This is a genomic window from Acinetobacter sp. H1(2024), from assembly GCF_046557555.1.
GTDB classification, from domain to species: Bacteria; Pseudomonadota; Gammaproteobacteria; order Pseudomonadales; family Moraxellaceae; genus Acinetobacter; species Acinetobacter seifertii.
The window spans coordinates 87,274-99,173 of record NZ_JBKGFO010000001.1 but is presented as its reverse complement, the minus strand read 5'-3'; the positions used below and the strand labels follow the sequence as shown (position 1 = coordinate 99,173).

Annotated in this window: 17 protein-coding genes; 9 read left to right on the top strand and 8 right to left on the bottom strand. The window is 36.8% G+C overall.

Annotated elements, in window-relative coordinates:
• The first annotated feature begins 279 nt into the window (after nt 1–279).
• Genes cydP through ACLCEG_RS00490 form a run of 5 tightly spaced genes read left to right on the top strand, consistent with a single transcriptional unit; the run spans nt 280 to nt 3,617 of the window.
• Nucleotides 280–474, top strand: coding sequence for a cytochrome oxidase putative small subunit CydP (gene cydP / locus ACLCEG_RS00510; RefSeq protein WP_004701293.1), 195 nt, complete (start codon nt 280–282; stop codon nt 472–474).
• Entirely contained in the window at nt 474–2,060 is a 1,587-nt protein-coding gene (locus tag ACLCEG_RS00505; protein WP_004701290.1) for a cytochrome ubiquinol oxidase subunit I, read from the top strand. The genes cydP and ACLCEG_RS00505 overlap by 1 nt, the downstream gene beginning before the upstream one ends.
• The gene (gene cydB / locus ACLCEG_RS00500; protein ID WP_410564971.1) at nt 2,057–3,202 is read left to right on the top strand and encodes a cytochrome d ubiquinol oxidase subunit II; all 1,146 of its coding nucleotides are present in this window, start codon (nt 2,057–2,059) and stop codon (nt 3,200–3,202) included. Before ACLCEG_RS00505 ends, cydB begins: the two co-directional genes overlap by 4 nt.
• A gap of 13 nt (nt 3,203–3,215) precedes the next feature.
• Nucleotides 3,216–3,317 (top strand): cytochrome bd-I oxidase subunit CydX, encoded by a 102-nt coding sequence (gene cydX, locus ACLCEG_RS00495; protein WP_002120988.1) that lies wholly within the window; start codon nt 3,216–3,218, stop codon nt 3,315–3,317.
• Nucleotides 3,318–3,617, top strand: coding sequence for a cyd operon YbgE family protein (locus tag ACLCEG_RS00490; RefSeq protein ID WP_081400415.1), 300 nt, complete (start codon nt 3,318–3,320; stop codon nt 3,615–3,617). It abuts the gene before it with no gap.
• Between the two features lie 10 nt (nt 3,618–3,627).
• Here ACLCEG_RS00490 and ACLCEG_RS00485 read toward each other — a convergent pair whose 3' ends face one another.
• From ACLCEG_RS00485 to ACLCEG_RS00460, 6 genes are all read right to left on the bottom strand, one after another.
• Entirely contained in the window at nt 3,628–4,152 is a 525-nt protein-coding gene (locus ACLCEG_RS00485) for a GNAT family N-acetyltransferase (RefSeq protein WP_410564969.1), read from the bottom strand.
• A 76-nt stretch (nt 4,153–4,228) separates the two neighbouring features.
• Nucleotides 4,229–4,900 carry a DUF2057 family protein gene (locus ACLCEG_RS00480; protein ID WP_039250578.1) on the bottom strand — a complete coding sequence of 224 codons (672 nt, stop codon included), beginning with the start codon at nt 4,898–4,900 and terminating at the stop codon, nt 4,229–4,231.
• A gap of 223 nt (nt 4,901–5,123) precedes the next feature.
• Nucleotides 5,124–5,720, bottom strand: a complete 597-nt coding sequence (locus tag ACLCEG_RS00475; RefSeq protein ID WP_004701282.1) for a nitroreductase family protein — start codon at nt 5,718–5,720, stop codon at nt 5,124–5,126.
• Between the two features lie 187 nt (nt 5,721–5,907).
• The gene (gene ftsY, locus ACLCEG_RS00470; protein WP_019458763.1) at nt 5,908–7,014 is read right to left on the bottom strand and encodes a signal recognition particle-docking protein FtsY; all 1,107 of its coding nucleotides are present in this window, start codon (nt 7,012–7,014) and stop codon (nt 5,908–5,910) included.
• A 107-nt stretch (nt 7,015–7,121) separates the two neighbouring features.
• Entirely contained in the window at nt 7,122–7,448 is a 327-nt protein-coding gene (locus tag ACLCEG_RS00465) for a hypothetical protein (RefSeq protein WP_004701277.1), read from the bottom strand.
• A gap of 100 nt (nt 7,449–7,548) precedes the next feature.
• Nucleotides 7,549–7,908 (bottom strand): hypothetical protein, encoded by a 360-nt coding sequence (locus ACLCEG_RS00460; protein WP_004701275.1) that lies wholly within the window; start codon nt 7,906–7,908, stop codon nt 7,549–7,551.
• A gap of 215 nt (nt 7,909–8,123) precedes the next feature.
• Here ACLCEG_RS00460 and ACLCEG_RS00455 point away from each other — a divergent pair, with 215 nt between their 5' ends.
• The 3 genes from ACLCEG_RS00455 to ACLCEG_RS00445 all read left to right on the top strand — a co-directional run bounded on the left by ACLCEG_RS00455 (nt 8,124) and on the right by ACLCEG_RS00445 (nt 9,619).
• Nucleotides 8,124–8,357 carry a hypothetical protein gene (locus ACLCEG_RS00455; protein WP_002121063.1) on the top strand — a complete coding sequence of 78 codons (234 nt, stop codon included), beginning with the start codon at nt 8,124–8,126 and terminating at the stop codon, nt 8,355–8,357.
• A 319-nt stretch (nt 8,358–8,676) separates the two neighbouring features.
• Nucleotides 8,677–9,051 (top strand): DUF2750 domain-containing protein, encoded by a 375-nt coding sequence (locus ACLCEG_RS00450; protein WP_004701273.1) that lies wholly within the window; start codon nt 8,677–8,679, stop codon nt 9,049–9,051.
• Nucleotides 9,052–9,187: 136 nt separating this feature from the next.
• Nucleotides 9,188–9,619, top strand: a complete 432-nt coding sequence (locus tag ACLCEG_RS00445; RefSeq protein WP_410564966.1) for a CBS domain-containing protein — start codon at nt 9,188–9,190, stop codon at nt 9,617–9,619.
• Between the two features lie 52 nt (nt 9,620–9,671).
• On the opposite strand, the gene ACLCEG_RS00440 is transcribed toward ACLCEG_RS00445, so the two are convergent.
• Nucleotides 9,672–10,880: an aspartate aminotransferase family protein gene (locus ACLCEG_RS00440; protein WP_410564963.1), complete on the bottom strand. Its 1,209-nt coding sequence runs from the start codon at nt 10,878–10,880 to the stop codon at nt 9,672–9,674.
• 227 nt (nt 10,881–11,107) lie between these two features.
• On the opposite strand from ACLCEG_RS00440, the gene grxD reads away from it, so the two are divergent.
• Nucleotides 11,108–11,449, top strand: coding sequence for a Grx4 family monothiol glutaredoxin (gene grxD / locus ACLCEG_RS00435; RefSeq protein WP_002120913.1), 342 nt, complete (start codon nt 11,108–11,110; stop codon nt 11,447–11,449).
• 46 nt (nt 11,450–11,495) lie between these two features.
• Here grxD and ACLCEG_RS00430 read toward each other — a convergent pair whose 3' ends face one another.
• Nucleotides 11,496–11,819 carry a hypothetical protein gene (locus tag ACLCEG_RS00430; protein ID WP_049065685.1) on the bottom strand — a complete coding sequence of 108 codons (324 nt, stop codon included), beginning with the start codon at nt 11,817–11,819 and terminating at the stop codon, nt 11,496–11,498.
• Nucleotides 11,820–11,900 lie beyond the last annotated feature (81 nt).

The following is an 11,900-nucleotide window of genomic DNA, read 5'->3' as shown; positions in this document are numbered from 1 at the left end:
ATTTGTTCAATTTTTATTTTAAACCAACCAAAATACTCAGAATAAAAAATAACCAAGCATTTTAGTTGGATTTAATTTTTATTATTTACAAGTGTTTTAGTTGGATTTAACAATCAATTCAAACCATTTTAGTAAGATATTTTATTTTAAATTATTTAAACATCTAAGTTATTGTTTTAAATAATAAATATAATTAAGTTTTTATTTAAAATATATTTATTGTTTATTTTTAATATATTTTGATTAATAATAAAATTAATATGTATCGAGGTTTATTTTATGAGCCTTAAAAATCTAGATATTAATGCCAAATTAGTTAGAGAAATCACGATTATTCTAATAATTAAAGTCGTGCTTCTCTTAACAATCAAACATATTTGGTTTGATGCTCCCACCATCCCCAAAAATTTCGACAATCAAGTCGCTGAGCATATTGCTGGCGATAATACTTCCCATATTAAGGAGACACGTTGATGATTTCTGAAAGCGTGGTTGATCTTTCGCGGTTCCAGTTTGCGATGACCGCAATGTATCACTTTCTTTTCGTACCCTTGACCCTAGGCCTTGCATTCATTCTGGCTATTATGGAAACCACTTACGTTATATCGGGTAAAGAAATTTACAAGGATATGACTAAATTTTGGGGAAAACTATTCGGTATTAACTTTGCCTTAGGTGTAACTACTGGCCTCACCATGGAGTTCCAATTCGGAACAAACTGGGCATATTACTCACACTATGTTGGTGATATTTTCGGTGCCCCATTAGCAATTGAAGGCTTGATGGCATTTTTCCTTGAGTCAACATTTATCGGTTTATTCTTCTTCGGATGGGACCGTCTGAGTAAAGTACAGCATTTAGGGGTTACTTGGTTAGTTGCCCTTGGCTCTAATATGTCAGCTCTCTGGATTTTAGTTGCCAATGGCTGGATGCAAAACCCTGTAGGTGCAGCATTTAACTTTGAAACAATGCGTATGGAGCTTGTAGATTTCGGTGCACTTATTTTTAACCCTGTAGCACAGGTTAAGTTTGTACATACTGTTTCTGCTGGGTACGTAACAGGTGCAATTTTCGTACTCGCAATTTCAAGTTACTACTTACTTAAAAAACGTGATCTGCCTTTTGCCCGTCGTTCATTCGCGATTGCTGCCATTTTTGGTCTTGCCTCTACACTTTCAGTGATTTTGCTTGGTGATGAGTCTGGTTATGAACTAGGCGATGTACAAAAAACTAAACTCGCTGCAATTGAAGCGGAATGGGATACTCACCCTGCTCCAGCTCCATTTACTTTATTTGGTGTGCCAAACCATGAAGAAATGCGAACAGACTATGCAGTTAAAATTCCTTATGCATTAGGTCTAATTGCAACTCGCTCAACAACCAAAGAAGTCACTGGTCTAAAAGACTTAATGCAACAGCACGAAGTCCGTATTCGTAACGGTATGCTTGCTTATGCTGAACTTGAAAAACTACGTGCTGGAGACCGCTCACCAGAATTATTAGCATCATTTGAAAAAAATCAAAAAGATTTAGGCTATGGCTTACTTCTTAAGAAATACGCACCAAATGTCGTGGATGCAAGTGAACAAAACATTCAAGCTGCTGTTAAAGACACCATTCCAAATGTGACTGCTCTATTCTTCTCATTCCGTGCAATGGTAGCCTCTGGTTTCTTAATGTTGCTTCTTTTCATTTTAGCCACTTGGGCTGTAGCAAAAAGAAATGCTGAAAATAAACCGTGGTTACTCAAATATGCATTGTTTGCGTTACCACTTCCATGGATTGCAGCTCAAACAGGCTGGTTCGTTGCTGAAGGTGGCCGTCAACCTTGGTCTATTGGTGAAATTCTACCAACTCACTTATCAACTTCGAGTTTAAGTACAGGTGATGTATGGGGCTCTATCCTCGCGTTAGCAGCGTTCTACACAGTCCTGCTTATTATTGAAATGTACTTAATGATTAAATTTGCTCGCTTAGGACCAAGCTCACTTCACACTGGTAAATATCATTTTGAAAAGCAAGAGACAAAAGCAGCTGTTAATGGGGAGGCTTTATCATGATTGAATACGAACTCCTAAAAATCATATGGTGGGTGTTAGTTGGAGTCTTACTCATCGGGTTTGCTTTGACCGATGGCTTCGATATGGGCTCAATGGCACTTATGCCTTTTGTTGGTAAAACTGATAATGAACGCCGTGCGGCTATTAATACTATTGCACCGCACTGGGATGGAAATCAGGTTTGGTTTATTACTGCAGGTGGTGCCTTATTTGCTGCATGGCCAATGGTTTATGCAGTTGCATTCTCGGGAATGTATTGGGCCTTATTACTTGTGCTATTTGCCTTATTCTTACGCCCAGTAGGTTTTGACTATCGTTCTAAACTTGAAAATACAAAATGGCGTAACTCTTGGGATTGGGGATTATGTATAGGTGGTGCAGTGCCTGCTCTAGTTTTCGGTGTAGCGTTCGGTAATTTATTCTTAGGTATCCCTTTTAGTTTAGATAGCACATTGCGCTCTGAATATTCAGGTAGCTTCTTTGCTCTTCTTAACCCATTTGCCTTAGTTTGCGGTATTGTTAGTTTATCAATGTTGTGTGCGCATGGTGGTGCTTGGCTAATGCTACGTACAGACGGCGCTTTAAAACAACGTTCTGCTAAAGCCACACAAATTATGGCAGCAGTATTCTTAATTTGTTTCCTTGTCATTGGTGCATGGTTGTACTTCGGTCAAGTACCAGGTTATAGCTATGCAGCCGCAATTGATCCAAATGCTGCCCTTAATCCTTTGGCGAAACAAGTCATCACAAATAATAACCCCGGTTGGATGAACAATTACAGTAACTATCCAATCACTAAAGTTGCTCCAATTCTCGCAATTTTAGGGGCACTTATCGCACTCTTTACGGCATCAAAAGCAAAAGCAGGTTTAAGTTTTGCTGGAACAAGCTTAATGATTGTAGGTGCGATCTTAACTGCTGGGTTTGCTCTCTTCCCATTTTTGTTACCATCGAGTGTTAATCCGAACTCTAGCTTAACAATGTGGGATGCTGTATCAAGCCATCGCACTTTAGGCGTTATGACAGTTGCTGCTTGTATATTTGTTCCAATCATTTTGATATATACCACTTGGTCGTATTACAAAATGTGGGGCGTGATTACCAACAAACATATCGAGTCAAACTCGCACAGCTTGTACTAATAAGGAGAAGCATATGTGGTATTTCGCATGGATTCTTGGAATTTTGATGGCATGTTTTGCGGGTGTACTCAGTGCGCTTTATATCGAACATCATCAAGATTTAGATGAGGAATAGATCATGGCAAATGCAATGACAACATCAAATCAACGAAAAGCTCAAGCATTTGCAATGGCCATTTCATTTCTGTTGGCATTGCCGCTTGCTGCAATTTTATTGGTTCATCCTTCACTAATGCTAGATGCAAACGGACACTACAACCATAGTCAGCTTATGCTGGTTATGGTGGGAATTTCCGGAGGCTTTATCTACGGTGTTGGTTTCGTACCCCACTTCTGGTTATGGAAATGGTTATTTAGCCCTTGGATAGCTTGGCCTCTTATGCTGTTAGGCTATTACATCTGGTTTTTAACCTAAAAAAAGGACCTCATTTGAGGTCCTTTTTCATTTCAATCAGTTGTATAGGCACAAGAGGAACTCCAACATCTGCTTCACATGGATATGGTTCTACATGACCTGTTTTTGTATATCCGCGTCTTTCGTAATAAGCAATCAGTTCTGAACGAACATCTAATACATACATGATCGCACTATCTAATTCAGGGACTTTTTGCAAAGCAAACTGTTCAGCATATTCCAAAACACAGCGGCCAACTTGCATGTTCTGTAAATTAGGATCGGTACAGAATGTTCCAATCTCAACATTATTATTCTGAAAATTTAACCCGATACACGCAACAATTTTAGAAGAACCTATTTCTGCAACTATTAGTAATAAATTAGACAACTCTAATTGCTGTTCTAGTTGCTCTTGGCTAATACGTTGCCCTTTTACAAATTCAATTTCAGTTGTCCAGCTTCTACCTTGTTGTTCTCTATACGATTGATTAATTAAATCGACCAATGATGTTATGTCACTCAATTCTGCTAGACGGAAATTTAAATTCATCATAAATATACTTAGGCTATTTAAAATATTATAAAAATAAAGCCGATATTAAATCGGCTTTATTTTGAATAGCAATAATTTAATTTGATTGTTCTGCCAACCAAGCCATAAATTTTTGACGCTCAGCTTTAGAAGATTTCTGCCACACTTCAACCAACCGTTGATCATTGCTTTGCGCAGCACCTGTCGAAGGAACCGTTGCAGCAACAGATGTAGTAACTTGAGAAGTAGATGGCTTGGCAGCAGCATAAACAGCTTGAGGCTGAGGTTTAGAAGGTTTTGTTGTAAAGTCAGCGACCTTACCCAACAAGCCAGTTGCAAACCAAGGTTTTGCTTCGTTGTTTGCACCAGTTTGCTGAACAACTAGTTCATTATTTGAATTATATAAAGCCACTGTTGGTTGCTCAGCATATTTCTTTGCTTGTTCATATTTTTTTGGCACATCAACCATCGCCAGCTTATAAGTTTGGCCGTCTTTTAATGTTGGTGTTTGAATTGTAACCACGCCCGATTTAACGATATCGTGCTCACCATTTAAATGTTCAAAATATTCTTGATAACGTACGCTTAAGTTTGTTTCGCCAGCATCGACTTTGTAACTATTTTTAGAAGAACGAAATAATCCAGAGTTGACTTCTTGACCATTCACCGCAAGGATTACAATTTCCTCTGGTGCTGTAATTGTAACTGCTGAAAATACTGAACCGCTGAGTAATAAACCAATCGCAGCAACACTTAATCTTAAAGTCATCTGTTCACGTCTCTATAATATTTAATAGTTTGTAAAAACATGAGCAATATGCAACATGATTATGACCATTTTATGACAAGCTTTATTTATACAAACTTAGCCTTAATTTTTTTAAAATATATTATTGAATTTTAGTCATTATCTATTTTAAAACAAAGTTACAAACCATTTTTCAAGCATAAAAAAAAGAGCACCTACAAGGTGCTCTTTTCATCAACTAAACTTAGTTGAATGTTTTAAAACGATCTTCATCGCTAATAAATGCTTTCTCACCAGCAGGAGCTTCAACAGAACCAAATACTAACTGAGCACGTAATTTCCAATTTGCAGGTACATCAAATGCAGCAGCAGCATCTGCGTCAACAATTGGGTTATAGTGCTGCAAAGAAGCGCCTAAGCCTAGCTCTGAAAGTGCTGTCCAAGTTGCGAACTGAGCAATTGCAGTTGAATGTTCAGACCAAACTGGGAAATTGTCTGCATACAATTCAAATTGCTCTTGTAAGCTTTTAATAACAGCTTGATCTTCATAAAATAATACTGTACCAACACCAGCAACAAAACTATCAATTTTCGCATTTGTACCAGCAAAAGAATCTGCAGGAACAATTTTACGTAATGCTTCACGAACTAAATTCCAAAATTTAGCATGTGATTCACCATAAAGTGTCACTACACGTGAAGATTGTGAGTTGAATGATGATGGGCTATGTTTAACCGCTTCACGAATTGTTTCTTCAATTTTAGTGCGATCTAATGCAACATTTTTACCAATTGCATAAATAGTACGACGGTTTTTAATTTTATCTAAGAAAGTAGACATTTTGTTATTTCCTACCTATTTGATTGACCATTGGCCGTTGTTTGGGAATGAATATAGTCTATGAAACTCATTTCTTATAATCAGCATTAAAAATATGACAGTTCGTTTTATTTTCGCAACAATAAAAAAAGATATTAATATAAAAAAACCTCACTATTTCGTGAGGTCTTATCAACTTAACTAGACATTATTTTTCTGTTTCAAATAATGCTGCTACAAATGATTTCGCCGAGAACGGTCTTAAATCATCAATTTTTTCACCAACACCAATGAAACGAATTGGCACATGAGTACGGCTTGCAATATTGAACAGTACACCACCTTTGGCAGTACCATCTAACTTAGTAATAGTAATACCAGTTAAACCCACTGCTTGGTCAAATTCTTGTACTTGGTTAATTGCATTTTGCCCTGTACCAGCATCCACTACTAACATAATTTCATGCGGTGCGGTCGCATCAATTTTTTGCATAACACGCTTAACTTTCTTAAGCTCTTCCATCAAGTTGCTTTTGTTATGTAAACGACCAGCCGTATCAGCAATTAGTACATCAATACCTTTTGCTCGCGCACTTTCAAAAGCATCAAAAATAACCGAAGCACTGTCCGCACCGTGGCCTTGAGCAACAACAGAAATATCGTTACGCTCACCCCAAATTTGCAATTGTTCAGTAGCAGCTGCTCGGAATGTATCACCTGCAGCTAGCATTACTTTTTTACCTTCGCCTTGTAAACGCTTAGCAAGTTTACCAATTGTCGTTGTTTTACCTACACCATTCACACCAACCATTAAAATCACATATGGCGATTTATTTGGGTCAATATGTAAAGGCTTAACACGAGGCGCAAGCAAAGCAACCAACTCTTCTTGTAAAGCTTTATAAAGTGAATGTGAATAAATCAAATCGCCACGAGCGGTACGTTCAGTCAAGTTGGTAATAATTGTTTTGGTTGCTTCAACACCAATATCAGCAACTAATAACTGCTCTTCTACTTCTTCAAGCAACTCATCATCAATTTCTTTACCACCAATTAAGATGTTGACCATACCATCAGTGAAATTACGACGGGTTTTAGTCAAACCATCTTTCATTCGTCCAAAGAAACCAGATTTTGGCTTTTCTGACTCTAAAGAAGGTGCAGTTTCAACAGCTTCTTCAACTTTTACTTCTTGCTTAACAGGTGATTCAACGATAGGAACATCGATAGCAGGTAAATTAGGCAATGTGACATCGTCATCCCCGATCTCAGCATCTATCAAGAATTTATTTTGCATATTCGATTGTTGTTGCATGCCGATTCCTTGAAAAGCAGCGTGTTAAAAAACGGAAAGTTTAGCATAAATTCAAGTTTTTGCCTGCTCCAATAGCGAGCAAAACCTTGTTGAAATAAAGACAATACTTATTGAGTATCTTCTTGCGCTAATGCTGGATATTCTTTGATATGATTGTGTTCAAATTGATAAGCATGCATTAATTTCAGATACTCTGCTCGATGAATCTCAGATTGAGTCATAATCAACTCAGCCATATCCTGAGTTCTAGGATAAGTCGCCTGTCGAGAAAGTTGTACAATTCTTTGGTATTGCTCTGAATTGACAGGACGAAGTAATGCTAAATAAGAAAGTACAAAAATACAGGCAATAATAATAATCACAACTAGATTAAAACATTGCTCTGCCTTTAACTCAGACTTTAATTTAAGAAAATTTTGTTTGAATGTGAGCATGACCTACCTCTAATTTATGTAGTGTAGGGTTCAATGCACTTCAGCACAAGATCAAAATCCAGTAAGGCTAATATTCTTTATCCCTACTGGATCGCAAACTTTAGCTGATGAGAGATCGAATTACAGAGAAGTATAAAATTGCAGCAATAATCACTAAAACAAGGAACATAGCAAAAATGCTCAAACCTTCTTCTGCATCTGCTGGGTGCAATTCATCTTCATCTGCAATTTTTCTAAGCTCACCATCATATATATTATAGAACTGAGCTTTTTGACTAGGATCTAATTGGCTAGCGTAATCAAAAACGCGTTTCCTTTGTGCCAAACAATAATCACCTAAATGTATTTCTTGATGAAAAATTGCTTCGTCTAATAATTTACGATGATAATGAGCAAGCTCTATTATTTGGTCCTCTTTAGGAGGAGTATCAAAAACAAAGCCATCGATTGTATTTGTCATAGTTATTCTCCTTGTCTTTTATTCTCATATTGATTTTACTCAAAATTATTTGCGAATAATGTTTAATCATGTATCCTAATAGTGAAATAAAGAAAGCTGATCAATAGTTGACAAATCAATTAATCTGTAATATTAGTTTAACAATTCTAAGTTAAATTAGATTAAAGGCAGCGACCTTTAGAAAAAGTAATCATAATTACAATAAGGAGTTTTATATGATTCAACGTATCTCTCATCATGATTTAGAACATGTATACGCAACTGCGGTTAACACAATTCACTCTCAAATGAATTTCCAAGATGCGGTTGCACAGTTAGAAGAAGTTGCTCGTGCTGGTCATGGTAAAGCTGCACTATTCTTAGCAGAATTATACTATCAAGGTTTCCGTGTTGAACGTGACTCCCTGAAAGCACAATATTGGCAGAAACTGGCCACGATGCAAGCATAAAGAAACGTCACTTAGGTGGCGTTTTTTATACCTGTAAAAAATTCGATATAGACAAATTTAGCTGTTGTTTTTCTTGCGCTTCGCCAAAGCTTTAGTCGCTTTGTCTTGCTCAGGTGGCGTTTTATATCCGTAAAAACTTAATGAATCATAAATCTAATAAGCTTCTTCAATAACTACGAAAACAATATTTTCATTTGGTATTTATCATTGATAATTCTAGTCATCAATATTTGTTTACGTTTTGACACCTGTTTAAACTGAAATGTCATGTGATTCTCTTATAATAAGCTAGATAAGTTAAAAACCTTTAAATTGAAAAATGAATAATTTAAGTAATCTACAACCGGTTTCTAAAGACTTGATGATCAAGATTTATATTTTAAGAACCATGATGTACTGCGGGGTTCTTTGGGGACTATTTGATGAAGGATGGGCCATTAAATCGGATCAGGAAGATTTCATTTTCCCGTTTTGGCTAAATGGAGTTCAGGCGCATCGATATGCTAAAACTCACTGGCCTAATTACAAACCTAGAAAAATCACTCCAAAAGACTTCCATGAATCTCTACTACCAACCTTAACACGGTTAAAAGTTACCCCTGCTTTGTTTAATTCATCTCACCGCAAGTTAAAGCTATCTACTCAGCAAATGCATCATTTCTTTTTTAATCATCCTAAATGGCAGGTAGCTTAATTTTTAAGCCACCAAATATAGAGTGCTTTTTGAACGCTTGAGCATAAAACTTGTATTTGAGTGACTATGGAGTCTTTGCAATTTTCTAAAATCAGGCTAATTTAAATCAAAATGATAAAACAACAGGACAGAAGAAATGACTATCGTTGCACAAGTAATTAAGAACAAATCACAAAAAGCTATTTTCACAATCTCACCCGAAGCAACTGTCCTTGAAGCAATCACGATTATGGCTGAAAAAGGAATTGGAGCTTTAGTCGTAGCAGAGGGTGAAACAGTAGTTGGAATACTATCTGAGCGTGATTACACTCGAAAAGTAACTCTAATGGAACGCTCGTCTTATAGCACAACAGTTGCTGAAATTATGACAGCAAAAGTAATCACTGTAGGCCTAAACAATACAGTTGAAGAATGTTTACAGCTCATGACCGATCGTCATTTACGTCATTTACCTGTATTAGAAAATGGAAAACTAGTTGGTTTTATTTCAATCGGTGACTTAGTTAAAGCAGCAATGGAAGACCAAAAAGTTTTAATTGAACAATTAAAGCAATATATTTCTGGCTAAACGTACAAAATAAAAATGGGCGATTAACGCCCATTTTTATTGTCTTTAAAACTTAAAGATAATTGGTAATTAAAGCAACTAAACGTTCTAGCAAAATATCAGCTTGAGATTGAGTCATATTAATTGGAGGTAATAAACGAACTACAGAACCTGCTGTTACATTAATAATAAGCTTGTATTCATCACGAGCAATCGCAACGAGCTCAGTACAATCTTTAGGTAATTGAATACCAATCATCATACCAAAACCACGCACTTGTACGCCTTTATCTGCTAGTTGAGTACGTAATTGATCAACAATATAGTTACCCACTACTGCTGCATTCTCTACTGCATTTTCCTTCTGGATCGTATCAATTACCGTATAAACCACACGAGAACCCAATACCGTACCACCATAAGTCGACCCATGGCTGCCAGGCCCTAATAACCCTACAGCTTTACCTTGGGTCATTACAGCACCCACAGGAAAACCATTCCCTAATCCCTTAGCAGTGGTTAAAACATCTGGAATAATATTGGTATGTTGATATGCAAAGTATTTACCAGTACGACCATTACCAGTTTGAATTTCATCTAACATCATCAACCAGTTGTGCTGATTACAAAGGTGGCGAACTTCTTCTAAATAGCTAAATCCCTGTGGCGCAGTATTAATACCACCTTCACCTTGGATCGGCTCAATCAAAATAGCAACAATATCTGGATGTTGTAGAGCAGCTTCTTGAATCGCTTCGATATCACCAAATGGCACTCGAATAAAGCCTTCTACTAAAGGAGCAAAACCATCTTGTACTTTCTTGTTACCAGTTGCAGAAAGTGTCGCCAAAGTACGACCGTGAAATGATTGTTCAGCTACAATAATCTTTGGCAGACTTATACCTTGTTGAGTACCAAATTTACGAGCAATTTTGATTGCACCTTCATTTGACTCGGCACCACTATTTGAAAAGAAGATTTCTTCCATACCAGAAACTTCAGCAAGCTTCTGAGCAGCAGCAGTTTGCCAAGGAATTTCAAATAAATTACTGGTATGTACGAGCGTTGCTGCTTGTTCAGCAATAGCTTCAGCAATAGCAGGATGAGCATGTCCTAAACCACAGACAGCAATACCCGTTAATGCATCTAAATATTCTGTACCATCTTGTGTGTATAGATATGCCCCTCGGCCTCGAACAAAACTGATCGCTTGGCGACCATAAGTAGCCATTAAGTGTGTTGGTTGATCAGGTTGTACTGGAGCTAGGGTAATATCAGTCATCACGAACTCTGTCTGTATGAGGTTTTAAGAAGGGTTTATATAAACAAAAACTTGCGCTGATGAAAAGTCTCATCACTCATTTATCTAAAATTTCGTCTGCTTTTTACTATCACTTCGGTTTATACAATAAAATATTGAATATTCTATGCAACTTTAGACAGCAAGGTGGTTTGCAAACCAATGTGAACACCCCCTATAATGCTGCAAGATTAGTTGAGGATCTACATATGACTGAACAAGCACGTGATACTGAAGCGTTAATTCGCGATCAAATTGCGAAGCATCCCGTTTTACTTTACATGAAAGGCACTCCACAGTTTCCACAATGTGGTTTCTCTGCACGTGCAGTAGAGGCGCTCAGTCAAATTGGTCGTCCATTCGCATATGTGAACATCTTAGAAAACCCTGATATTCGTGCAACTTTACCAAAAATTGCAAACTGGCCTACTTTCCCACAGTTATGGGTAAATGGCGAACTTATCGGTGGTAGCGATATCATGCTTGAAATGTTCCAAAATGGCGAATTAAAACCATTAGTTGAACAATATAGCGCAGCTCCAGAAGCTTAATAATAAAAAAGCCAATCGAAAGATTGGCTTTTTTATACCCATCAAATTAACAATCACTTATGCCGACATAACGAAACAAACCATCAACACCAAGATCTGATTTTAAAATAGTCAAATTTTTATATGATGTGCTCGTTATCGCTTCAAAAACATTCATATTTGGATCTTCATGTAACTCATCTACGTTTTGATTCATAGATTCTTCAAAACGGTCAGCCACAAATTCAAAGCCTAAATCCATTGCAATAAACAATGTATGTTCACAAGGTTGAACGTATTGCTCTTGTGACCAATCAATAACTGCAAGCTTACAAATTGGGCAAAGAATATTTGCAGTTGCATCTTTTAATTCAACTAACTGGTAAGACATACTAAAAAAAAATTTGATAAAAATATATTTTATGAAAAATAACGTATGAACACCATATTTGATTTTTAATTCGAAAAACGA

Excerpts from the sequence above, each read along its gene's own strand:
- ACLCEG_RS00440 (WP_410564963.1), bottom strand. The coding sequence starts at position 10,880 with ATGACTGATATTACCCTAGCTCCAGTACAACCTGATCAACCAACACAC.
- ACLCEG_RS00485 (WP_410564969.1), bottom strand. The coding sequence starts at position 4,152 with ATGATGAATTTAAATTTCCGTCTAGCAGAATTGAGTGACATAACATCA.
- ACLCEG_RS00455 (WP_002121063.1), top strand. The coding sequence starts at position 8,124 with ATGATTCAACGTATCTCTCATCATGATTTAGAACATGTATACGCAACT.
- ACLCEG_RS00465 (WP_004701277.1), bottom strand. The coding sequence starts at position 7,448 with ATGCTCACATTCAAACAAAATTTTCTTAAATTAAAGTCTGAGTTAAAG.
- ACLCEG_RS00430 (WP_049065685.1), bottom strand. The coding sequence starts at position 11,819 with ATGTCTTACCAGTTAGTTGAATTAAAAGATGCAACTGCAAATATTCTT.
- ftsY (WP_019458763.1), bottom strand. The coding sequence starts at position 7,014 with ATGCAACAACAATCGAATATGCAAAATAAATTCTTGATAGATGCTGAG.
- ACLCEG_RS00450 (WP_004701273.1), top strand. The coding sequence starts at position 8,677 with ATGAATAATTTAAGTAATCTACAACCGGTTTCTAAAGACTTGATGATC.
- ACLCEG_RS00460 (WP_004701275.1), bottom strand. The coding sequence starts at position 7,908 with ATGACAAATACAATCGATGGCTTTGTTTTTGATACTCCTCCTAAAGAG.
- cydB (WP_410564971.1), top strand. The coding sequence starts at position 2,057 with ATGATTGAATACGAACTCCTAAAAATCATATGGTGGGTGTTAGTTGGA.
- ACLCEG_RS00475 (WP_004701282.1), bottom strand. The coding sequence starts at position 5,720 with ATGTCTACTTTCTTAGATAAAATTAAAAACCGTCGTACTATTTATGCA.
- cydP (WP_004701293.1), top strand. The coding sequence starts at position 280 with ATGAGCCTTAAAAATCTAGATATTAATGCCAAATTAGTTAGAGAAATC.
- ACLCEG_RS00505 (WP_004701290.1), top strand. The coding sequence starts at position 474 with ATGATTTCTGAAAGCGTGGTTGATCTTTCGCGGTTCCAGTTTGCGATG.
- ACLCEG_RS00445 (WP_410564966.1), top strand. The coding sequence starts at position 9,188 with ATGACTATCGTTGCACAAGTAATTAAGAACAAATCACAAAAAGCTATT.
- ACLCEG_RS00480 (WP_039250578.1), bottom strand. The coding sequence starts at position 4,900 with ATGACTTTAAGATTAAGTGTTGCTGCGATTGGTTTATTACTCAGCGGT.
- grxD (WP_002120913.1), top strand. The coding sequence starts at position 11,108 with ATGACTGAACAAGCACGTGATACTGAAGCGTTAATTCGCGATCAAATT.
- cydX (WP_002120988.1), top strand. The coding sequence starts at position 3,216 with ATGTGGTATTTCGCATGGATTCTTGGAATTTTGATGGCATGTTTTGCG.